This is a genomic window from Psychrobacter sp. NPDC064578 (assembly GCF_044901245.1).
In the GTDB taxonomy this organism is placed as follows: Bacteria; Pseudomonadota; Gammaproteobacteria; order Pseudomonadales; family Moraxellaceae; genus Psychrobacter; species Psychrobacter cibarius_C.
In genome coordinates this window covers 1-22,630 of record NZ_JBJDPI010000015.1, presented here as the reverse complement: position 1 = coordinate 22,630, position 22,630 = coordinate 1, and the positions used below count along the sequence as shown (strand labels likewise).

Genomic DNA, 22,630 nt, shown 5'->3' with positions numbered 1-22,630 from the left:
TATTTATGATTGTCTATTACTTTCGGCACGCTTTTCAAAACACTTCGAAAACAATTGGAGCTAGAGATAGCAGTAAATTTCAATAGTTTCCAATAATAAAAATCCAACCGTTACAGTGAGCTTAAATCATATTAGAGTAAACAGGGTTAGACCGTATGTTAATCACAGAATTGGGTTATTTTGCCTTGCTAGCCGCCTTAATCTTGGCGATTTTGCAGGTGGTATTACCAACGATAGGCGTTATGCGTGACCATGTTGCTTGGCAGCGTTTGGCACCGAGTTTGGCATGGGCACAGTTTGCTGCCATGATTTTTTCATTTGTTGCATTGATGGCAGGCTTTTATTTCAATGACTTTAGTCTCGTCTATGTCACGCAGCACTCTAATACTTTGTTGCCTTGGTACTATAAACTCTCGGCGACATGGGGCGGACACGAAGGCTCGCTCTTGTTGTGGATGACCATCATGGCCACGTGGTGCGCGCTGGTCTCCTATTTTAGCCGTGGCTTACCGTTGTCGATGCGCGCGCGGGTACTCGTGATATTGGCCGGTGTGCAGGTCATGATGCTAGCGATGCTGATTTTTACCTCGTCGCCATTTGATCGTACCTTGCCCAATCTGCCCGTAGATGGGGTAGATCTCAACCCACTTTTGCAGGATTTTGGGCTGATCGTTCATCCACCGATGCTGTATATGGGTTATGTGGGCTTAGCGGTGCCATTTGCTTTTTGTATGGCGGCATTGTGGGAAGGGCGTTTGGATGCAGTATGGACACGTTGGTCGCGTCCATGGGCGCTAGCGGCTTGGGGGTTTTTGACCGTTGGTATCGCTCTTGGCTCTTGGTGGGCGTATTATGAGCTTGGCTGGGGCGGCTGGTGGTTTTGGGATCCTGTAGAAAACGCCTCACTGATGCCTTGGCTTGCCGGTTTAGCCTTGCTGCATTCGTTGGCAGTGACTGAGAAGCGCGGTGTCTTTAAAGCATGGACCATTATGCTGGCTATCTTTGCTTTTGCCTTAAGTCTCTTGGGTACTTTCCTTGTACGTTCAGGGGTTATTACCTCAGTGCATTCGTTTGCCGCTGACCCCACTCGTGGTCTGGTAATTTTAGTGATTCTTGGCATCATCGTCGGTGGTGGTTTGCTGATGTTTGCGCTGCGTGGCTGGCGTTTGACGATTGAAAGTCAGTATCAACTGGTTTCGCGTGAGTCATTTTTAGTCATTAACAACGTCATCATTTTGATTGCAACGTTAGTGGTATTGCTTGGTACCCTCTATCCTATCATTGCCGACGCCTTTAGCTTGGGTCAGGTATCGGTAGGTCCTCCGTACTTTAATGCGCTATTTGTGCCTTTAACATGGCTATTGCTGGTTGCCATGGGTATGGGCTCCAATATCCGCTGGAAACAAGATAAGCGTCCATTGTTAGGCGTTGGTATGGTCATTGCGGCGAGCAGTCTAGTATTAGCTGCAGTCATCACTTACTTTGTCAGTCCATCTGCCATGCTTAATATTGGTGTAACACTAGCAGTAAGTTTTTGGGTACTGTTCTGGATGGTGGTTGATTTCAAAGACAAAACCAAAAATGCACCAAGCTTTTTGCAAGGCTTAAATAAGCTGCGTTTAAGCTACTGGGGTCAGCAAACGGCACATATTGGTGTGATTGTAGCGGTCATCGGTGTTGCCTTTACCAGTACCTTGAGTATCGAGCGCGATGTGGCATTGAGTGTTGGCGAAACGGTCCATGTCCAAGGTTACGACTTCACCGTTAAAGGCTTCCGCGAAGTCAAAGGCAGTAACTATGATGCGACCCAAGCTGAGGTCGAAGTGAGTAAAGATAGCCGTGCTGTGACTACGTTATACCCTGAAAAACGCAATTACATTATTAGCATGATGCCAATGACCGAAGCAGCGATTGATGACAGTCTGATGCGTGATGTGTACGTCGCACTTGGTGAACCTATAGCTGAAGGCAGTAATAAATGGGCCGTACGTATTTATGTGAAGCCATTGATTCGTTGGATATGGCTCGGCGCTATTATTATGGCATTGGGTGGTCTGCTGAGTATGCTTGATAGGCGCTATCGTCTCAAAACATCCAAGACCCCTGCACAAATTGCAGCGAGTAAGTCAGGCTTTACGACGGTTACTGATTTAGATGTTAAAAGCACTACTAATAACACGACACTAATAGGGGAGAAGCAAAATGACTAAGTCTAATCATTTTTCCGAGCAACCCCCTGAAACAAAAGGTAATCGAACAATGAAAAAAAGCCAAATTAGAATATGGTTTTTGATCCCGCTGATCATCTTTGCTGCTGTTATGGTTATGCTTTATTTTCGTTTGGGGCAGCCGACTGAAATCGTAACCAATACCGCGCTTGAACGCCCAGTACCAGCGTTTGAGCTGCCATTGTTGTCCGATACCAGTCGGATCATGACCAATGACAACTTACCTGATGAGCCCTTTTTGATGAATATTTGGGGCTCTTGGTGCCCAACTTGCGTTATTGAGCATCCTTTTTTGATGCAACTAGAAGAGCGTGGTGTCAATCTGGTTGGCGTGAATTATAAAGACGATATTGGTGATGCTTTCGGTTATCTGAACCGAGGCGGTGATCCCTTTTCGATGTCTATTCAGGATTTGTCCGGCCAGTTTGCCTTGGACTTAGGGTTGACGGGTGCGCCTGAGACTTTCACTGTCGATGGTGAAGGCGTTATTCGCCAGCACATTGTTGGTGAGATTAACGAGAGTAACTGGCAAGATCGTATTGAGCCTTGCTTAACGGTACTCAATGATGCCAATGATAATAACGTCAGTCCAGATGCGATTCAGGTTGAAGAGGTGTGCAAATGATAGCCCTTTCAATAAAGGCCGTTACGATAAAAGTAGCGAGCTTAATACTTGCCTGTCTCCTAAGTGTGACCAGCTATGCGGCGATTGACGTCTATGATTTTGATTCTGTCCAACAAGAAGCACAATACCGAGGATTGATCGAAGAGCTACGTTGCCCGAAATGCCAAAACCAAAACTTGGCAGGTTCTGATGCGCCGATTGCCCAAGACTTAAAGCAAAAAGTCTATGATTTGATTAAAGACAGACGTAGTGATGCGGAAATCCGGGATTATATGCAAGAGCGCTACGGCGATTTTATCAGCTACAAGCCGCCTGTACGTCCATCGACATGGATTTTATGGTTTTTTCCGCCATTGCTACTGATCGTATTATTGATAGGGTGGTTTTGGCAAAGCCGTCGCCGCCAGCTGGTAGCGAGCGGTCAGAGTAGAGTGACGGTAGATAATACCGCCTCGGAGCTGACTGCCGCCGAAAAAGCCGAACTTGATCGTCTGCTATCGCGTGCCAATAGCACCGATAATGACGCTCATGACACCACAAGCCCCGAGGACAAAAAATGACCATATTCTCTACTGCTGGCTTATTTATTGCTCTAAGCTTACTGATTGCCTTACTCCTTGCTGTTATTACCATCATGCCATGGCTGCGCGCCACGCGTACATCAGGCACTTCTGTGGACAACCAGCTACTAGATATCAACGTGGCGGTGTTTCGCGAGCGTCTGGCAGAGCTAAAAACAGACAAAGACAGTGGCACCATCGATGATGCTCACTACCAAAACCAAAAGCTTGAGCTTGAGCGGCAACTATTGGATGCCCAGCGTGAAGTCACGCCGATGGTCACCCCTGGTATCAAAAGCCGCTTGATCCTCATGGTTTGGGTGCCTGTATTGGCTGCGCTGGCGTATCTGATGGTGGGTGACCGAACGCCTGTGTTTGATCTGTGGACGGCCGAAGACAAGGTCGGAAAAGTCGCTGATGACTTGTTGACTGGCAAAATCGATCAGCCACCTGTATGGGCAATCGAAAACGGCCAGCAGCTTATCAGCGCGATGCAGACCAACGTTTATCGTCATGCCGATGATCCTGATCGCTGGATGCGTTTGTCAGAGCTGTTTTTATCGCTTGAAGCTACCGACTCAGCGATTGAAGCTTTGTCACGCGCTTACCGTCTGTCACCAGACAATGAAGAGATTGCGACCACTTATGCGCAGATTAGCTTTTTTGCCAATAAAGGTCAGCTTGATGCCAGTAGCCGCCGTGTATTACAAGATGTCCTTGCCAAAAATCCACAGCATGAAGGTGCGCAGATGCTAATGGCAATGGGTGAGGCACGTGGTAGTAACTTTGCAGAAGCGCAAGGTTGGATTAAGCGTTTACGTGAGAGCATCGCTGCCAAACCAGGTGACCATAGTAAAGCGCTAGCGAGCCTTGATGAGCTAAGTGCTAATGTCATCGAGCAAGAGCAGCAAGCCGCGCAAGGTATCGAAGTTACCGTCTCTATTGATGCGAGTCTATTACCATTGGTTAAAGCCAATGATGTGTTGTTTGTAGCGATACGTGATGTGAAAGGGGGCCCTCCGTTTGCCGCCAAACGTTTACCTATTAGTATCATCAAGCAAGGTAAAGCCAGTATCCGTTTAAGCGATCTTGATGCGATGATGCCAGAACGCACGTTACAATCTGCCCGTAGCGACAAAACTCAGTTAGCAGTCGTTGCTCGTGTTAGCCATAGTGGGACTGCGTCCGCAGAGTCGGGTGATCTATCAGGTAACCCAGTAGTGATTAGCGCTGAACAGACTCAAGTTAATATTGAAATCAATCAACAGATCCCTTAACAAATGATTATTACAGTAAGTTTCATAATACTAGAACCGTATGTAGGACAGCTTTTGAAAGTGGTGCTATCAATAGCTGTATAACCTATTAGTAAAGAAGTAAAAAACGGCTATGGTGTTTTGCTAGTGAAATAATTGGACGGATGACTATAGAAAGTCTTGATTAAACATAACAGACAGCTCATTTTCAGCTTCCCGCAGAAGAGGTATATGGCTTAATAACTCTACTAAAGACTTTTTAACAGTGGGACCATGAGTAAATACGGTGGCAAAGGTTTGCTTGCTGCTCACTATTTAGAATTAGTACCGCACAGGCAACCATGCCTCGAATGAATTCTTAGTTATCTATCCCTATCTGAGTATCCCGCGTTTCAGCTATGGTCCGCGTAGCTTGTTTTTACATCAGTATTGTTAGCTCTAGCAGTGATAATGAATATATTCACTGTCAGATAACTTTGGTTTAATTTAAAACAGAATCATGACGTTTTGGACAATCATCACTACGCCACTAATGACCATTAATAGGATCAGCATCACTCTAAACTGCTTGATATTCATACCTGCTAAAAAGCGCTTACCAATGATGTTGCCAACCACAGCACCAAGCCCTAAAGCAAAGCCATAAATCCAAAGATTGGCAGTCAATACGCCAAAAAAAGTATAACTACCAATCTGAGCCAATCCTACAAAGAATGAATTAGCTGTTTTAGTAGCGATTAAATCTTCTTTTTGTAATCCCGTATTCATATAGAAAGGATTGAGCACAGGACCCAAACCGCCGACGAGTGTGCTAATGAACGCCGTAATAAAACCTAAAGGCACAAACCCCAGTTTAGGCATATTAAAAGATTTTTCTACTTTGCCAAAACGATACTGCAAGACGGTAGATATCAAAAATGCACCCACTAATAACTGAATCCAGCTCCCATCAAGACGGCTAAATAATAATGCAGCTAACCACGCACCAACGATAGCGCTTGGCGCATAATACTTTATTAGCGACCAGTCGATATGATGCCAAAATAAATAAAGACGTGAAGGGCGACTAATGAAATTACCTAAATTAATCACGGGTGGCGCAGCCGAGATCCCTATCAGCGCAGAGGTGACAGGTATAAGTAAAAGTGCACCGCCACCTCCTGATATGGTGGAAATCACAAAAGCAATCATACCCGCCAAAAACAGCCCTGCAAGATGCCAATTAGGAATTGCTTGTAAAATATCGAGCACGGTTAAGCTCCAACATTAACAGAAGGGAACGAGATTGTTTTAGAGCTATATCCTATCTAAAGTCACCATAAAACGTTACCTGAAGAGCAAGATGCCAAGCGTGCCAAAAATGAGCTCATACAGTTTGCTACTGATCATGGTCATAAACTTGCTGCGTTCTACGTAGAGAATGGGTCAGGGGCAAAGCTAGTACATCCAAAGCTGATAGCTATCATAACCCCAGTTCGGGATAAGCCACATTGTAACTCATTGATACTATTTACAATGTCGCTACCTGTCCCTGCTGAGGCATGTTTTTGATGGTGGGTTTATAGGGAAACCAGCAATAAGCAATCAAACCTGACAGCAAGTTTGTAATAAAACCCGTGACACTACGATAGCGTGAGTGTTCGATTTGGCACAAGTTTTTAAGCTCTCCAAACACCGTTTCAACCAAAGAGCGATGATTGAGTAGTGCCTCATCCATAGGCTTGAGTAATTGTGAGCTATGCTGAAGAAACCGTAGAGATAAACTTGGTAAACTAAGCGTATTGACAGGAGTTTACCATGACCAAGAAAGTAAGAACCTACAGTGACGAATTTAAAGCTGAAGCCGTCAAGAAGATAGCGGATAACAACGGCAATATTTCAGCGACCGCAAAGCAACTTGGCATCGCCATGCAAACGCTATCCAACTGGCAGAACAAAGCTAATCAAGGCAAGCTTGTAGGAACAAAGCAGTATGACCCTGAACTTATGAGTGCGCTTGAAGAGGTAAAACGCCTAAAGCGACAGCTTAAAGTTGCCGAAGAGGAACGCGAAATACTAAATGAGGAGGGATAAAGCGAAGCACTGCTTCGCCCCGACGCAAGGGGAGAGCTATGCTCGAGTTGGCGACGGCGTACTTCGCGAGAAACAGTTAGTCAGGTACGCCTTTATCAAAGACAACCAGTTCCTCTTTCGCATCACCACTATGTGCCGTGTGTTAAGGGTTAAGCCATCAAGCTATTACGACTGGCTAAGTCGTGATCTCAGCGACCAACAGATACATCGCAACCAGTCTGAATTACTGGTTAAAGCGGCTCACAATGAAACGAAAGAACGTTATGGCGCAGATCGACTGCATGCTCATCTAAGCGAGCAAGGCCATAACATTAGCCTGTATATGGTAAGAAGCATCAAAGAGCAACACGGCATTAAATGTCGTCGTCATAAGCGCTTTAAAGTCACCACCGACTCCAATCACAACAAGCTGGTCTATCCAAACGTACTGGATCAGAAGTTTGATGCTAAGCGCCCTAACGAGTCGTGGGTCAGCGACATCACCTATATCTGGACGAATGAGGGTTGGCTGTACTTAGCAGGGGTCAAAGACTTATACACCAAAGAGCTTGTCGGTTACGCTATTAACAAGCGTATGACCGCAGATTTAGTTTGCAAAGCACTAAATATGGCCATCAAGAATAAACGTCCAAGCAAAGGGCTAATCGTTCATTCAGACAGAGGCAGTCAGTATTGCAGTCACGCCTACCACAAGACCATTAAGCAGCATCAATTTATAGGCTCAATGAGCGGCAAAGGCAACTGTTTCGATAACGCTCCGATAGAAAGCTTCTGGGGCACATTAAAGAATGAGCTGGTATATCATCAAGACTATAAAACAAGGTTCACAGCCATCAATGATATTATCAGTTATATCGAGCTGTACTACAATCAGACGAGGATTCAAAAGGGTTTGGGCTATCAATCGCCAAGACAGGTGTGGTTTGATTATTATCGTCAAGCTGCGTAATTAAAATCTCCCAAGTTTATGTATACGGATTTGACGGCAGGGGTCAATAGTTTAAAACTTTTATATTTACGTGCGTTAGGACGTTACCTAGAAAAAATAAAAAACTTACACTGATTAAATTATTATGATTAAGTTTACTATTACCCTCGTCTTCTAAGTGTGGTTAGACCTTTGCCAAAATAGCTTAGTAGTAATAACAAGGTTATTATTATCAAGATAGGATAATTTCCCATAAGCATAAAGGGCGTGTTACCAACCCGTGCCTGTATCTCACCACGTAGTACAGTACGCTCAAACTGCGGTGCGCGTTTTACAATACGACCTTTATGGTTAATGATAGCGGTAACACCAGTATTGGTCGCTCGAATAAACCAGCGCCCGTTCTCAAGCGCGCGCATTTGTACCATTTGCAAATGTTGCAATGGTCCTGCTGAAGTGCCAAACCAGGCATCGTTAGAGACGGTCAACAAAAATTCAGTATCGATGGCATTTTTACGCGTGGTATCTGGATAAGCTACCTCATAACAGATAGCCGTCCCTATATTGTGTCCACGCACCTTTAGAGGTGACTGCTGATCACTACCACGACTATAGCTCTTAATATCCTGACTACCGGCCAAACTTGGGAAAATATCGAGCACGCCTTCAAATGGAATATACTCTCCAAAAGGCACTAGACGCTGCTTCTTGTATAGGCCTTCCGCTTCTACACCTCGAGCAATCACGCTATTGTAAAATGGGGGATACTTATCCGTACTGGCATTGAATGCCGCTTTATCCTTATAAGGGATACCAGTTATCCATGTCGTATTGGTCGCATTAGCCATTTCTATCATTTCACTAATAAAGCCCGCAGCCTCATCCTGAAACATAGGAATAGATGATTCAGGCCACACCACAACATCACGTCCCCACTCAGTGCGTGTTAACTTCGCATAAATCTTTAGCGTTTCTACTTGATACTTAGTCAGCCACTTTATATCTTGTGAAATATTACCTTGAATCAATGACACTGACAGATCAGGTGTGCCCTTAGGTTTTGTCCATTGCGGATTGACCAGCCATAATGATGTGCTAATGGCTAATAACAGTACAGAAACGATGGCATAACTACTGCGCCGAAGCAGTAGCTCTACTAAACTTGCAGCCAATAGTATGGCAACAAAAGAGACGGAAAAAACACCAGCAACGGGTGCTAAGGACGATAACCAATACTCTTCAGTAAATGCATAACCAACAAACAGCCACGGAAAGCCTGTGAATAACCAAGTTTTTAACCATTCTTGTAGCACCCAAAGAGCAGCAAATGAAAAGGGTTGTTTGCCTACCATACGGTTAAAGACTAGTGCTAACAATCCATGAAATAGTCCCATACCGAGACCCATCAATGCAATCATAATCAATGCGAGCCACGTTGGTGTATCGCTATAATCATGGATAGCAGTATAGAGCCAAAAGCCGCCGACGCACCATAGCCCCATACCGTAAGCTTCACCGATAATAAAAGCGCGACGACCACTCATACTTGTCACCAACAGCGCATATAAAATCGCTGGTGATACTATTGCTAGCGGCCAAAACCCATAAGGCGCTAGCGAAAATAAAAAAATAGCTCCTGCAAGCCATGCTGCTACTAGCGTAAGCGATAGCGGTAATTGATTTAAGTGAGTACTCAAACGCTTTTGTAGATTAATAGTAGACAGGCGCATCGCAAATTATCCAAAATTATGAGCCTTGAATTTTTAATCAAAATCCAAAACTTAGATAGAGCCGTTAATACTACAGGCAGTATTTTAAAATAAAAACTGCTTATGATACCAGCCTGCACTGCTCAATGGATGAATTTACGTACTCCGTTTAATGGGTTATTATGCTACATTACCAAACGATATGAAGTGTTACTTGATCTTCTATAGCTCACAATATCTACAGTACATGAGAAAGCACTATGCCCCCCTTAAAAATAAAATCCAGTCTTATATGCAATCGTTATCTGTCTAAGGGGTTGCGTAGTACGTTATTATTACTGGCTGCCTCATCACTATTTGCTTGTAGCCAACCGAGTAGTGGCGTATCTGATGCAAGCACAACATCGGCATCAACTGAAGATGTTTTGGCTGTTCCAAAGACAGCTGAACCAAACGTTATAAATAATTCTATGATGACATCAGTAAGTAAACCAGACTTACTAAAAAACGTATCAGCCACTGTCTATAAAGATGCCAATTGCGGCTGCTGTAAAGAATGGATAAGTCATGCAGAAGATAATGGTCTAAGTGCAACCGCGCAAGATGTTGCGGACTTAGCCGTATTTAAAGAGCGCTACAGCGTTCCAAATGAAATGCGTTCTTGCCATACTGTAGTCACTACGGATGGTTACGTCTTTGAAGGTCATGTACCCGCTAAATATATGGCGCAGTTTTTAGAAAATCCGCCAGTACAAGCTATGGGTCTTGCCGTACCTGGCATGCCTATTGGTAGCCCAGGTATGGAGTATCAAAATAAATTCATGCCCTATCAGGTTATGCAGCTCAATAAAGACGGGACAACCCAAGTTTATGCTGATATTGAATCGGTAGAGCAGCAATTATAGTGTGTTAGCAGTTAAGAATACTTTGATTATAGTGTTAGCGTTAAAAGTAAATGAGGTAGGTATAAGACTGTTCTATTGCTTATAAAATGATTCTTCATCAAAAAATTCATTAGCTATTGCGACTTTAAAATTAAAAATAACTTTGAATTTGTAACTTTTGATGACAATGTAAGCGAATTTATCGGTTATTAACCCTTAAAATAGATAAATGACTAAGGGTTAATACAAGAATATACAGGATGTATCGAAACAATTACGTAATATTACATAAGCTAGTAGGGAATTAGCATCTATATTAATATTATAAATTAATTATATTATCTTAATAATTAGTTAGACCCTATATAGGGTAATTACTTCATCCAATAGAAAAACGTCTGAGGGTTAAATCTAAATTATAGATTTAACCCTCAGACGTTTTTTTTGCTTATAAAACAGTAGAAATTGTGGTCAATCTAGTCAGCTATATTCTGTACATGTTACACAAACTTACATTGTAAAATGTGGGATATTAGCAATTTTTTCGACATCAAAAAAGTATTTTTGGGGTTTTTAAGGGGAATGACAGGCTAAACAACCTATGCTAAAGTCGGCTTTGTGTTTTGGTCAGCAGCTTGATTTGTAACAGCTTCGTAAGACTTCAATGAGCTGTGATCGCCAATAATCATTTTTTATATGAATAATATGCAGCAGAAGTATCAGTCACTATGACATATATATACTTGAGTTATTGAGATTTAATTGACTGCGCTGTTGTTGATAACAGACGATTTTGAATTAACCGTAGGTATTAGATTTATGAAACAGGCTTTATTGATTTTGTCAGTACTGGGTATGGGCATAGCACAAACGAGTGGTGCTGCTATCACAATCTCTCAAACAAATAATACCATCACCAATACTTCTGTGGCATCAAACTACGGTTCATCAAAAAACATCTATAGCACCAAAAGTGGTGCTTATGTTTCTAATAATGATGAAATTAGTCAAGCAATTAGCAACCTAAGTGCGCAGGCCAAGCAAAAAGAGAATCAGCTTTCATCATTAAACAGCCGCTTATACGCTGAAAAACAACAGCAGCAAGTCAATAAGGTTCCTGACAGCAATTCAGCCCCCGCTATCGCTGCTGCTCGCGCCTCAAAAGTGGCTTTATCTGGCAGCTCTGGATATTGTGCCCGTTACGTACGTAAAGCACTACAATCAGCTGGTTATGAATTTACACCCAATCCTTCAGCCTATCAGTACGCCACTCGTGGCACGCTTGATAAAGCAGGTTTTAGCAAAATCAGTAATGATATGCCAACCCAAGTAGGTGATGTTATTGTCTATGATCGCTCATCAAAGCGCCCGCATGGCCATATCCAAATATTTGATGGCGAAAATTGGATTTCTGATTTCCGTCAGAACAGCATCAGCCCATACAGTGGTGTCTATGCTTATACGACATGGCGCGATTCAAAATACGTGGATGACGCATCCGCATCAGATCGTAATATCTACCTTGCTATGAATGATAAATAAGACTTTCTAAGTCAGCACAACATAGTTGTTATTTCCTCCAACCCAGTAGTGATCTTAATATCATTGCTGGGTTTTTTTGTGCTTAACATCAGGGCGTATTTAACCTTTCATGATTTGATCCGTCAGAAATGAACACTACTGATATCATTACTCATGACAGGAGTTATCGACAAGCGCGTTTAAAATGCCACATGATGACGCTGGTGCACTACTTGCACATTTCTGGCGCAAAACGGTCAAGTGATGCTTTAAGTGCATCAGTTCTTCCATTCGTATTTCCACAGCATGAATGTGCTCATCTAGCAAGTTATTCACATCGCCGCAGTCCTTGTCAGGCGACTCCCAGTATTCAAGTAAGATTCGCACATCATCTAAAGCCATATCGAGCGTACGGCAATGTAGGATAAATTGTAGACGCTCAATGTGCTCTTCATTATATAAACGATAATTCCCTTCGCTACGAAAAGGCTCGGGTAATAAACGCTCTTTTTCATAATAGCGAATGGTTTCTACTGTGGCACCTGTGCGTTTAGCGAGCTCACCAATTTTGATTGTCATAACAACCTCTATGATTTAAATAATTAAAGTGGCTGTAAAGACTAGCGCTAGAGAAATTAAAATTACGAAACTGTAGATAAATAACCTTGACTCTAAAGCCACTATAGGGTTCATAATATCATTATTCAAAGGGTAAATTATTATGAAATATCATATTGAAGGTATGGACTGTGCCAGTTGCATCGGCAAGATTGAAACAGCTTTGAAACGTATGCCTGGGGTTTCTGATGTTCAGCTGAATTTCGCTACAGAAACGCTAGAGCTAAATTTAGCCCCTGGTGCGCCGACTCAGGCTAGTGATATCGAAAAAACAATCAAAAGCCTAGGGTTCGGCATCTCTGCCAATACTGGTCAACAAACTGTATCGGCTATTGATATTGACAGCGACAATCAGATGGCTCCGCAGGATAAGCAATGGTGGCAAACTCAAAAAGGCAAACAGGTTGTTGGCCTCGGTATTTTGATGGGCAGCGGTTATGCACTGTCACTACTGTTGCCCGCTTATGGGATATGGGTGTTTGCCATCGCTGTGATTGTAGGCGTTTTTCCATTTGCGCGCAAAGCCTTAGCACTGGCTAAAACAGGTTCATTCTTTTCAATTGAAACGCTGATGTCCGTCGCCGTGCTTGGCGCACTTATCATTGGTGAAGCTGAAGAGGCCGCAGCGGTTGTCTTTTTGTTCTCAATCGGTGAACTGTTTGAGAGTATCGCTGCTGATCGCGCTCGCGCTGGCATCAGAGCCTTATCATCGCTGGTTCCGAAAAGTGCAATTTTACTTGATGCTCAAGGTGGGCAGCGTAACGTTCCAGCGACTTCATTACAAGTGAATGACCTTGTGCTGGTGCGTCCTGGAGATAGGGTATCTGCTGATGGTTCCATTGTTCAAGGTGCGTCCAGCCTTGATGATTCGCCCGTGACGGGAGAGTCTGTTCCTGTTGCCAAGACGATGGGTGACAATGTATTTGCAGGGTCAATTAACATCGATGGTGTGCTCCAAGTGCGCGTAGAAAAGACAGCCGCCGATAACACCATTTCGCGCATTATTGAGCTGGTAGAGCAAGCCCAAGCCTCCAAAGCACCCACTGCCCGTTTTATTGAGAAATTCAGTCGCTATTACACACCGGCAGTGATGGCTATTGCCGCACTAATTATTATCATTCCACCGTTAGCCATGGGTGGAGATTGGTCGACTTGGTTGTATCGCGGTCTAGCACTGTTGCTGATTGCCTGTCCCTGTGCTCTTGTACTATCAACACCCGCTGCCATCGCCTCTGGTCTTGCTGTTGGTGCGCGCCGTGGCTTGCTGATCAAAGGCGGTAGTGCTTTAGAAACTATCGGCCAAGTGAAGACGGTCGCTTTTGACAAGACAGGCACTTTAACTGAAGGCAAACCACGCGTGACCGATGTTGTTGCCTTTACACAAGAGGACTCAAGTATTCAAGGTCAGAATTCTCAAGGTCAAGATGAGATATTGGCACTTTTTGCCAGTGTGGAGACTGGTTCTAGTCACCCGCTTGCTGAAGCCATTGTTAGTCATGCTGAAGCTGCTAAAGTGTTCATACCTGTGGCCTTCAATGCTTCTGCAACTGCCGGTAAAGCGGTACACGCAACTGTCGCGGAGCGCGCGCTAGCTATCGGTTCGCCTGTTTACGCAGCCGATGAGGCATTGATTTCATCCACACAACAGGCGCAAATTGAGGCGCTGCAAAATGAGGGTAAGACCGTCTCTGTTCTTTTCGATGAGCAAAACCATGAAGTGCTTGGATTAATCGCGCTAAGAGACGAATTACGAGACGACGCTCATGAAGGTGTGGCTCAGCTCAAAGCGATGGGTGTGCGCTCCGTCATGCTAACAGGCGACAACCGCTTAACCGCTCAAGCACTTGCCAGTAATTTAGACGTGGAATGGGAAGCTGAGCTGTTGCCTGAGGACAAACTGCGCCTGCTTAACGAGATGAAGAACAACCGCAAAATAGCGATGGTTGGTGATGGTATTAACGATGCGCCAGCGCTAGCAACTGCCGATGTTGGCATCGCGATGGGTGGTGGTACCGATGTGGCCATTGAGACGGCCGATATCGCATTATTAAAAAGTCGTGTTACGGACATGGCTCATCTCATCGCACTTTCACGTGCCACCATGCGCAACATTCATCAGAACGTCATTTTCGCTTTAGGTCTCAAAGGCGTCTTTCTGATCACGACCATATTCGGCATTACTGGACTATGGATTGCGGTTCTAGCTGATGCTGGAGCAACAGTGATCGTTACTCTTAATGCGTTACGTTTACTGCGCTTTAAAGGCGCGCCTCCACTGGTAAATCCGCCTAAAGTAGTTAAATAAAACCCTTCGAAATCAATTAAAAACTAGAGATAGCAGCAGATTTCGGGGTGGGTTCTAATAATAAAAATTCCACCGCCACAGTAAACTGCAACCGCATTAGAGTAAATAAGGTTAGACCGTATGTTGATTACAGAATTGGGCTATTTTGCCTTGCTTACCGCTTTTGTACTGGCGTTATTGCAGGTAATTCTGCCAACTATTGGTGTTATTCGTAACCAAGTTGCTTGGCAACGACTAGCCCCTAGCCTAGCTTGGGCACAGTTTGCCGCCATGATAACGTCATTTGGCGCTTTGATAGCAGGTTTTTATTATAATGATTTTAGCCTCAGTTACGTCGCGCAGCATTCTAATACGCTGTTGCCTTGGTACTATAAGTTATCGGCGACATGGGGCGGACACGAGGGCTCTTTGCTGCTATGGATGACCATCATGGCCACATGGTGTGCACTGGTATCATACTTTAGTCGCGGCTTGCCGTTATCAATGCGTGCGCGGGTATTAGTTATTTTGGCCGGTGTACAGTTAATGATGCTAACGATGCTGATATTTACCTCGTCACCGTTTGAGCGTACCTTACCCAATCTAGCGGTCGATGGCGCTGATTTAAATCCTGTCCTACAAGATTTCGGTCTGATTATTCATCCGCCCATGTTATATATGGGCTATGTGGGTATGGTAGTACCTTTTGCATTTTGTATGGCGGCATTGTGGGAAGGGCGTTTAGATGCTGCTTGGACACGCTGGTCACGTCCATGGGCGCTCGCGGCTTGGGGATTTTTGACCATTGGTATTGCACTGGGCTCGTGGTGGGCCTACTACGAGCTTGGCTGGGGCGGTTGGTGGTTTTGGGATCCGGTAGAGAATGCCTCGTTTATGCCTTGGCTTGTCGGCTTAGCATTGCTGCATTCATTAGCAGTCACTGAAAAGCGCGGGGTGTTTAAAGCATGGACCATCATGCTGGCTATTTTCGCCTTTGCCTTAAGCTTGCTTGGCACGTTCCTGGTACGCTCTGGAGTCCTTACCTCAGTGCATTCGTTTGCCGCTGATCCGACGCGTGGTTTGGTTATCTTAGCTATTCTTGGCATTATCATCGGTAGTGGTCTATTAATGTTTGCCGTTCGAGGTTGGCGTTTAACCGTTGAAAGTCAATATCAGCTGATTTCACGTGAGTCCTTTTTAGTGATCAACAACGCCATCATTTTGATTGCAACCTTAGTGGTGCTGCTCGGCACCCTTTACCCTATTATCGCTGATGCTTTTGGTTTAGGACAAGTGTCCGTTGGCCCTCCTTATTTTAATGCATTATTTGTACCTTTAACGTGGCTGTTATTAATAGCTATGGGTATGGGCTCAAATATTCGCTGGAAAAAAGACACCCGTCCACTACTGGGTATAGGCATGGTCATCGCCGTTAGTAGCTTAGTATTAGCCGCCATTATTACTTACTTTGTTAATCCATCGTCTATGCTTAATATTGGTGTGACTTTAGCCGTTAGCTTTTGGGCACTGCTATGGATGGCAGTTGATTTTAAAGATAAAACTAAGAATGCGCCTAATCTTTTTAACGGTTTGCGGCAGTTGCGTCTGAGCTATTGGGGTCAACAGACTGCTCATATTGGCGTATTGGTTGCTGTCATTGGCATAGCCTTTACTAGTAGCCTGAGTATTGAGCGTGACGTAGCAATGGGTATTGGCGATACAGTCAATGTTCAAGGTTACGATTTTGAAGTAACTGAATTTTTTGAAATAAAGGGTAGTAACTTTGATGCAACGCAAGCGCAAGTGGTGGTATCCAAAGACGGTCGTGAAGTGGCGAAACTGACTCCAGAAAAGCGTACTTATATTATCAGCACGATGCCAACAACTGAAGCTGCTATTGACCCCAGTCTTATGCGCGATGTTTATGTCGCACTGGGCGAACCTATTGCCGATGGTAGTAACCAATGGGCATTAAGGATTTATGTAAAACCATTAATTCGCTGGATTTGGTTAGGGGCAATTATCATGGCTCTAGGTGGATTAATTAGTATGCTTGATAAACGATACCGCATCAAAAAAATTAAAGCTCCGTTGCTAGTTACTGGTAGTTTGGCTACTTATGGAGTCAATGAGGTAGCTATTGAGCAGGCAATCTCAGTATCGACGATGTCGACACTAAAGGAGAAGTAAATGACTATGTCGAATAACACTCCTGAGCAAAAAGATAGCCAAAACAGTAAGCAGCGTAACCCAAAGGCAATGAAAAAAAAGCAGATGAAGCTATGGTTCTTAATTCCGCTTATCCTCTTTTTTGGTTTGGTAGTTATATTGTACATGCGCTTAGGTAAACCAACAGACATTGTGACCAATACCGCTCTTGAGCGTCCGGTTCCTGCCTTTGAGCTGCCGTTATTAGCAGATACTACCCGTACTATCACCAATAATAATTTGCCAGATAAGCCGTTTTTACTTAATGTTTGGGGCTCGTGGTGCCCAACTTGCATTATTGAGCATCCGTTTTTAATGCAACTAGAAGAGCGCGGCGTTGATATCGTTGGTGTGAATTATAAGGATGAGATTGGTAATGCGCTCAGTTACTTAAACCGAGGCGGTGATCCATTTTCTATGTCTATTCAGGATTCATTGGGTCAGTTTGCTCTAGACTTAGGCATAACTGGTGCGCCCGAAACCTTTGTTGTGGATGGAGATGGCATCATTCGTCAGCATATTGTTGGTGAGATTAATGAAGCCAATTGGCAACAGCGTGTTAAGCCGTGCCTGACCGTACTTAATGAGGCTAATAAGAACAACGATAGTCCTGATCTCATTCAGGTTGAGGAGATGTGCAAATGAACGTTACTCGAATAAGAGCTCCTCAAATAAAACTCAATATAATTTTAAAACTAGCAAGCTTAATACTAGCGTGTTTGCTTAACATGACGGCAAACGCAGCTATTGACGTATACGATTTTGATTCACCACAGCAAGAAGCTCAGTATCGTGGATTAATAGAAGAGTTTCGCTGCCCAAAATGCCAAAATCAAAACCTTGCAGCCTCTGATGCACCGATTGCACAGGATCTAAAGCAAAAAGTCTATGATTTAATTAAAGATAGACGTAGTGATGCTGAAATACGCGCCTATATGCAAGAGCGCTACGGTGACTTTATTAGCTACAAGCCGCCTATGCGACCATCGACATGGATCCTATGGTTTTTTCCACCATTATTATTGCTCGTCTTAATTGTTGGTTGGTTTTGGCAAAGTAAACGCCGCCAAGTTGTCGCCCGTGGCCAAAACGGCGTTACAGTGAACAGTACTGCTGCCTTGACCTCTGCGGAAAAGGCTGAGCTTGATCGTCTATTATCGCAAGCTGAGAATGTCGACCACGATATTACTAGCATAGAGGACAAAAAATGACTCTATTTTCTACTTTTGGCTTATTTGTAGCTCTAAGCTTGCTGATTGCTCTTATATTTGCGCTAATTGCTATTATGCCATGGCTACGAGCACCGCGTTTGCAGTCCAAACCAATAGACAATCAACTGCTAGATATTAATGTTGCAGTATTTCGCGAACGTTTAGCTGAGCTACAAACAGATAAAGACAGCGGTACTATTAATAATAGCCATTATCAAAATCAAAAGCTGGAACTGGAGCGTCAGCTATTAGATGCGCAGCGTCAGATAACACCTATGGTCACCCCTGATGTCAAAAGCCGTTTAATTGTCGCAGCTTGGATCCCAATATTGGCTGCAATGGCGTACTTACTAATAGGCAATCGTACGCCCGTGTTTGATTCGTGGACAAGCGAGGACAAAGTAGGACAAGTGGCTGATGACCTATTGACGGCTAAGATTGATAAGCCACCAAAGTGGGCGACTGAAAACGGTCGTCAGTTGATTAGCGCTATGCAGACCAACGTCCATCGTAACGCTGATGATCCTAATCGCTGGATGCGCCTATCTGAGCTTTTCTTATCGATGGAGGCGACTGGCTCTGCTTTAGAAGCCTTATCGCGTGCCTATCGTTTAGCACCTGATAACGAGGAGATTGCTACTACTTATGCTCAGACTAGTTTTTTTGTTAATGAAGGTCAGTTAGACGCCAATATTCGCCGTGTATTACAAGCTATATTAGCTAAGAATCCGCAGCATGAACGGGCTCAAATGCTCATGGCAATGGGTGAGACTCGTAGTAGTAACTTTGCCCAAGCGCAAGGTTGGATTAAACGCTTACAAGGCAGCATTGTGGCCAAACCAGGTGATCATACTAAAGCTTTAGCAAGCTTAGATGAGTTAAGCAACTACGTTAGCACGCAAGAAAAGCAAGCGCTAGAAGGTATTGACGTGACAGTGAAAATTAACGCTAATTTATTACCGTTAGTGAAAGCTGATGATGTGTTGTTTGTTGCGATACGTGACGTTAAAGGAGGTCCACCGTTTGCCGCCAAACGTTTACCCATTAGTATTATCAAGCAAGGTGAGGCTAGTATCCGCTTAAGCAATCTTGATGCGATGATGCCAGATCGCACGTTAAATTCAGCTCGTAGTGACAAAACTCAGTTAGCAGTCGTTGCTCGTATTAGTCATAGCGGTAATGCCATAGCAGAATCAGGCGACTTATCGGGTAATCCTATAATGATTAGCGTTGAACAGACTCAGGTTAATGTTGAAATCAATCAACAGATTCCCTAATAAAAAATTAGGGGCTGTCCTAGATAACTAGTTCAAACCCTGTTTAACCCATTGTTTTAATTGTAGTAATTGCGACTTTGGGTCACTGTGATTAAAACGCCACTCACATTCCTTTAAATAGAGTTGAAAATGTTCTTTTGGAACTCCGTTAAACTTACGTAGATGCCGTTTAGCTTGGTTCCAAAAGTTCTCTATACCATTAATGTGATTCTTGTCATTAACAAAGGTTTTGGAGTGGTTGATACGATAATGAGTAAACTCACTGACATCTAATGCGTTATAGCTTTTAAATGAGTCAGTATAAACAATGCTATCAGGCTTCACTTTTTCTCTTATGATGGGGATCAAAGTATCTGCTTTAGCATTGGGTATAATACAAGCGTAGACCTTGCCATTACGCTTTAATAGACCAAACACGGGCACTTTGCTACCAGCACCTCGCCCTCGCTTGCCTTTACGAGTTCCACCAAAGTATGATTCGTCTACTTCGATTTCGCCTTCAAATAGACCAGGGTCTTGACTATTCTCGTAAATAAGCAGTCTTAGCCTATGAAAGTAATAACTGGCTGTCGTTTTATTAATACCAATTAGGCTTGCTGCTGTTCTCGCGGTAGAACCGGCAACAAATAACTCGATTAGTCTGCTTTGTTTATACCAACTTAGTTTACTCTTTCTCATAGTGCTATCCTAAATAATTTTACTTATCTAGGACAGCCCCAAAAATTATTACCGTAAGTTTCATAATACCAGAGCGGTAAGTGGAGCCGTTTATGAAAGTGGCGCGATTAATAATCGTATACCAAAAACATATACGTTTAACATTGTTCATTGTATAAACATAGATAAAGGAAACAACTATGACTGAATCTACCGACAGATTAGATAGTACTAAATTGAATAGCGTTGAATCGGCTAGTACTAATATTGCTGACAAGAAGGTACCTATAGCTGTGAGTAGTACTCATCAATCGATTGACTCTAAAACCATAAATCATACGCCTAAAGCTATGTACGTGACTTCAGGCAACTCAATAACACCTAAAGATAAGTTGGACAAAATGCCAAAAATGGTTGCCAATGGCAGTCGCGCTTTTATCTGGTATTTGTTGGCGATAATGGTATTAATACTTGATCAATGGACTAAGTGGTTGGCCCAAACCACATTAGCGTTCAATGACCCCGTACCGGTCATTGAACCATTTCTCAACTGGACACTCGCTTATAACTATGGGGCAGCATTTAGCTTTTTAGCCAACGCTGGCGGTTGGCAGAAATGGTTTTTCTCAGGCTTAGCTTTTGTAATGGCTATCTTTTTAACGGTTTATTTAATCAAAGCGCCACGTGCAGCCAAGCTATTATCTATGGGGTTGGCCTTAATGCTTGGTGGTGCGATTGGCAACTTAATCGATCGTTTAAGAATTGGTAAAGTGGTTGACTTTATCCATGTGCATTATGCTGATGTCTGGAATTATCCTATTTTCAATGTTGCAGATATAGGTGTCTGTGTCGGTGTCGCATTGATTATAATTGACATGATATTTTTAGAAAGTAAGCGTAATAAATAAGCACATTGATACCGATTATCACAAACAAAATGAACTAGCGTCGTATTCACTCTATACGGAAAAATACTTTTTATACTTGAGTATGTTTATAAAATGTGAACTGGAAGGTAATGTATGACTGGTATAGGTACTCACTCATTTTAGGTCTTAAAACTCAATACTTAAAAGCTCTGCGTAGAGCCATTATTATAGAGACATTGAATAATCCATAAATTCTTTATTGATAATAACAAAAGGAAAATACAGTGTCACAGACTCAGCCAACTATTGAAAAAATTCACAGCCTTAGAAAAAAACAAGAGACAGCGTTAAAAAGTCTTACCCTTATAGGCTATCTAGAAGGCACCTCTTTCTTATTATTGCTCTTCATCGCCATGCCACTAAAATATATGATGGACATTCCAGAAGGTGTGAAATACATCGGTATGGCACACGGTATGTTGTTTATTACCTATATCATAATACTTATAGGCTCAGCTATCAAAATGAAAATGCCTCTTTGGGCAATACCTGCGGGCGTACTCGGCTCACTCTTACCTTTTGGCCCATTTATATTCGATCATTTACTAAAAAAGAACTTGCAGGAAAATGTAAGTAAAGAAGCCTAGAACAAGCTCTGCTATAAATGCCACAAACGTATCTTATTACTCAAGATTATTTTTCCTAACTAAATCACAAGCCGCCATCACTCATCGTGGCGACAAATGAATAACATTGAGCAGAAATTAATCACAATAAAACTTTAATTCAGACCCAGTATGAATAGTCTCACACTCCAGTTACTTTTCGAACTTATCTTACATACTATCGACAAACCCGTTTTGTTTAAAAGCTAAACAGGTTTTGTCATCCGCGATGGCTTTCCTGTTATCGTAGGGTATACCCCAGGGGCACTATCAAAACAGGTCTCTTAATCAATTAATAGTCTACTTATAATAGACTGCAATAATGGAACTACTTATAACAGACTATTTTAGGTGTTTATGTTTATCAGAGCATAGAGCGCCAATCAAAGATCAAGATGCCAAGCGTGCCAAAAGTGAGCTCATATAGCTTGCTGCTGATCATGGTCACAAAATTGCCGCCTTCTATGTTGAAAACGAGTCAGACGCAACTTTAATACGTCCACAGTTAATGTAACTGATAAATGATGCCCATGAAGGCGATATAATTTGGTTGAGCAGATTGACCGCTTAGCACGTTTAAACCAAGCTGATTGGGATACTCTCAAAAGAATGCTATTAGAAAAGAAGCTGGCGGTAGTATCAGAAGAGCTACCGACCTCTTATATAACGCCTCAATCTGATAGCAGCATTGTATTTATGAGCAGCGTATTACAGGCCATCAATTCGATGATGCTTTATATGCTCGCTGCTATTGCTAGAAAGGACTATGAAGATCGACGTAACCGTCAGATGTAAGGTATTTCTCGTACTAAGGTAGAAAGTAAATATTCAGGACGTAGGAAAGATACCGAGAAGCGTAAGATTATCGCTAGCCTTCTGAAATCTGGGCGTAGTTATTCTGAAATACAAGCTACAGCTAAGTGCTCGCGTCATTTGATAGCTGTATAGCTAAATAAATACTCAAATACTCAAATACTCAAATACTCAAATACTCAAATACTCAAATACTCAAATACTCAAATACTCAAATACTCAAATACTCAAATACTCAAATACT

17 protein-coding genes and 3 pseudogenes are annotated in these 22,630 nt (G+C 43.0%); 15 read left to right on the top strand and 5 right to left on the bottom strand.

The window, feature by feature from the left end; genetic code table 11:
- The first annotated feature begins 155 nt into the window (after window positions 1-155).
- From ACI2JM_RS14015 to ccmI (ACI2JM_RS14000), 4 genes are read left to right on the top strand one after another with little or no spacing between them, the layout of a single operon-like run.
- Window positions 156-2,210 carry a heme lyase CcmF/NrfE family subunit gene (locus ACI2JM_RS14015; RefSeq protein ID WP_058025868.1) on the top strand — a complete coding sequence of 685 codons (2,055 nt, stop codon included), beginning with the start codon at window positions 156-158 and terminating at the stop codon, window positions 2,208-2,210.
- Window positions 2,203-2,853 (top strand): DsbE family thiol:disulfide interchange protein, encoded by a 651-nt coding sequence (locus tag ACI2JM_RS14010; RefSeq protein WP_062844966.1) that lies wholly within the window; start codon window positions 2,203-2,205, stop codon window positions 2,851-2,853. Before ACI2JM_RS14015 ends, ACI2JM_RS14010 begins: the two co-directional genes overlap by 8 nt.
- Window positions 2,850-3,413 (top strand): cytochrome c-type biogenesis protein, encoded by a 564-nt coding sequence (locus ACI2JM_RS14005; RefSeq protein ID WP_062844965.1) that lies wholly within the window; start codon window positions 2,850-2,852, stop codon window positions 3,411-3,413. The genes ACI2JM_RS14010 and ACI2JM_RS14005 overlap by 4 nt, the downstream gene beginning before the upstream one ends.
- On the top strand, window positions 3,410-4,690 hold the full coding sequence (ccmI, locus tag ACI2JM_RS14000) for a c-type cytochrome biogenesis protein CcmI (RefSeq protein WP_062844964.1): 1,281 nt from the start codon (window positions 3,410-3,412) through the stop codon (window positions 4,688-4,690). The genes ACI2JM_RS14005 and ccmI (ACI2JM_RS14000) overlap by 4 nt, the downstream gene beginning before the upstream one ends.
- A gap of 465 nt (window positions 4,691-5,155) precedes the next feature.
- Here ccmI (ACI2JM_RS14000) and ACI2JM_RS13995 read toward each other — a convergent pair whose 3' ends face one another.
- Together ACI2JM_RS13995 and ACI2JM_RS13990 are read right to left on the bottom strand one after the other, a co-directional pair.
- Complete coding sequence (locus ACI2JM_RS13995; RefSeq protein ID WP_227522957.1) at window positions 5,156-5,920, bottom strand: sulfite exporter TauE/SafE family protein; 765 nt, start codon at window positions 5,918-5,920, stop codon at window positions 5,156-5,158.
- A 259-nt stretch (window positions 5,921-6,179) separates the two neighbouring features.
- Window positions 6,180-6,401: pseudogene (locus ACI2JM_RS13990) on the bottom strand (transposase); the annotation flags it as partial.
- Between the two features lie 65 nt (window positions 6,402-6,466).
- Between ACI2JM_RS13990 and ACI2JM_RS13985 the strand changes: the two are divergent.
- A pseudogene (locus tag ACI2JM_RS13985) lies at window positions 6,467-7,691 on the top strand (IS3 family transposase).
- Window positions 7,692-7,831: 140 nt separating this feature from the next.
- On the opposite strand, the gene lnt reads toward ACI2JM_RS13985, so the two are convergent.
- Complete coding sequence (lnt, locus tag ACI2JM_RS13980; RefSeq protein ID WP_007394851.1) at window positions 7,832-9,400, bottom strand: apolipoprotein N-acyltransferase; 1,569 nt, start codon at window positions 9,398-9,400, stop codon at window positions 7,832-7,834.
- A 239-nt stretch (window positions 9,401-9,639) separates the two neighbouring features.
- Between lnt and ACI2JM_RS13975 the strand changes: the two genes are divergently transcribed.
- Both ACI2JM_RS13975 and ACI2JM_RS13970 read left to right on the top strand, forming a co-directional pair.
- Window positions 9,640-10,284 (top strand): DUF411 domain-containing protein, encoded by a 645-nt coding sequence (locus tag ACI2JM_RS13975; RefSeq protein ID WP_007394850.1) that lies wholly within the window; start codon window positions 9,640-9,642, stop codon window positions 10,282-10,284.
- A 798-nt stretch (window positions 10,285-11,082) separates the two neighbouring features.
- Window positions 11,083-11,805 (top strand): CHAP domain-containing protein, encoded by a 723-nt coding sequence (locus tag ACI2JM_RS13970; RefSeq protein ID WP_057758750.1) that lies wholly within the window; start codon window positions 11,083-11,085, stop codon window positions 11,803-11,805.
- A gap of 147 nt (window positions 11,806-11,952) precedes the next feature.
- On the opposite strand, the gene cadR is transcribed toward ACI2JM_RS13970, so the two are convergent.
- The gene (gene cadR, locus ACI2JM_RS13965) at window positions 11,953-12,363 is read right to left on the bottom strand and encodes a Cd(II)/Pb(II)-responsive transcriptional regulator (RefSeq protein ID WP_007394845.1); all 411 of its coding nucleotides are present in this window, start codon (window positions 12,361-12,363) and stop codon (window positions 11,953-11,955) included.
- A gap of 142 nt (window positions 12,364-12,505) precedes the next feature.
- Between cadR and ACI2JM_RS13960 the strand changes: the two genes are divergently transcribed.
- From ACI2JM_RS13960 to ccmI (ACI2JM_RS13940), 5 genes are all read left to right on the top strand, one after another.
- Window positions 12,506-14,707 (top strand): heavy metal translocating P-type ATPase, encoded by a 2,202-nt coding sequence (locus ACI2JM_RS13960; protein ID WP_131401084.1) that lies wholly within the window; start codon window positions 12,506-12,508, stop codon window positions 14,705-14,707.
- A gap of 120 nt (window positions 14,708-14,827) precedes the next feature.
- On the top strand, window positions 14,828-16,876 hold the full coding sequence (locus tag ACI2JM_RS13955; protein ID WP_062844959.1) for a heme lyase CcmF/NrfE family subunit: 2,049 nt from the start codon (window positions 14,828-14,830) through the stop codon (window positions 16,874-16,876).
- Entirely contained in the window at window positions 16,877-17,539 is a 663-nt protein-coding gene (locus ACI2JM_RS13950; RefSeq protein WP_084387320.1) for a DsbE family thiol:disulfide interchange protein, read from the top strand. It abuts the gene before it with no gap.
- Window positions 17,540-17,622: 83 nt separating this feature from the next.
- The gene (locus tag ACI2JM_RS13945; RefSeq protein WP_371532842.1) at window positions 17,623-18,105 is read left to right on the top strand and encodes a cytochrome c-type biogenesis protein; all 483 of its coding nucleotides are present in this window, start codon (window positions 17,623-17,625) and stop codon (window positions 18,103-18,105) included.
- Window positions 18,102-19,382: a c-type cytochrome biogenesis protein CcmI gene (ccmI, locus tag ACI2JM_RS13940; RefSeq protein WP_062844957.1), complete on the top strand. Its 1,281-nt coding sequence runs from the start codon at window positions 18,102-18,104 to the stop codon at window positions 19,380-19,382. Before ACI2JM_RS13945 ends, ccmI (ACI2JM_RS13940) begins: the two co-directional genes overlap by 4 nt.
- A gap of 27 nt (window positions 19,383-19,409) precedes the next feature.
- Here the strand turns inward: ccmI (ACI2JM_RS13940) and ACI2JM_RS13935 are convergent, their stop codons facing one another.
- The gene (locus tag ACI2JM_RS13935; protein WP_131401083.1) at window positions 19,410-20,060 is read right to left on the bottom strand and encodes an IS1595 family transposase; all 651 of its coding nucleotides are present in this window, start codon (window positions 20,058-20,060) and stop codon (window positions 19,410-19,412) included.
- A gap of 179 nt (window positions 20,061-20,239) precedes the next feature.
- Here ACI2JM_RS13935 and lspA point away from each other — a divergent pair, with 179 nt between their 5' ends.
- From lspA to ACI2JM_RS13920, 3 genes and pseudogenes are all read left to right on the top strand, one after another.
- On the top strand, window positions 20,240-20,947 hold the full coding sequence (gene lspA / locus ACI2JM_RS13930) for a signal peptidase II (RefSeq protein WP_007394842.1): 708 nt from the start codon (window positions 20,240-20,242) through the stop codon (window positions 20,945-20,947).
- A 275-nt stretch (window positions 20,948-21,222) separates the two neighbouring features.
- Window positions 21,223-21,555, top strand: a complete 333-nt coding sequence (locus ACI2JM_RS13925) for a DUF3817 domain-containing protein (protein WP_131603940.1) — start codon at window positions 21,223-21,225, stop codon at window positions 21,553-21,555.
- A gap of 340 nt (window positions 21,556-21,895) precedes the next feature.
- A pseudogene (locus ACI2JM_RS13920) lies at window positions 21,896-22,521 on the top strand (recombinase family protein).
- Window positions 22,522-22,630: the final 109 nt, after the last annotated feature.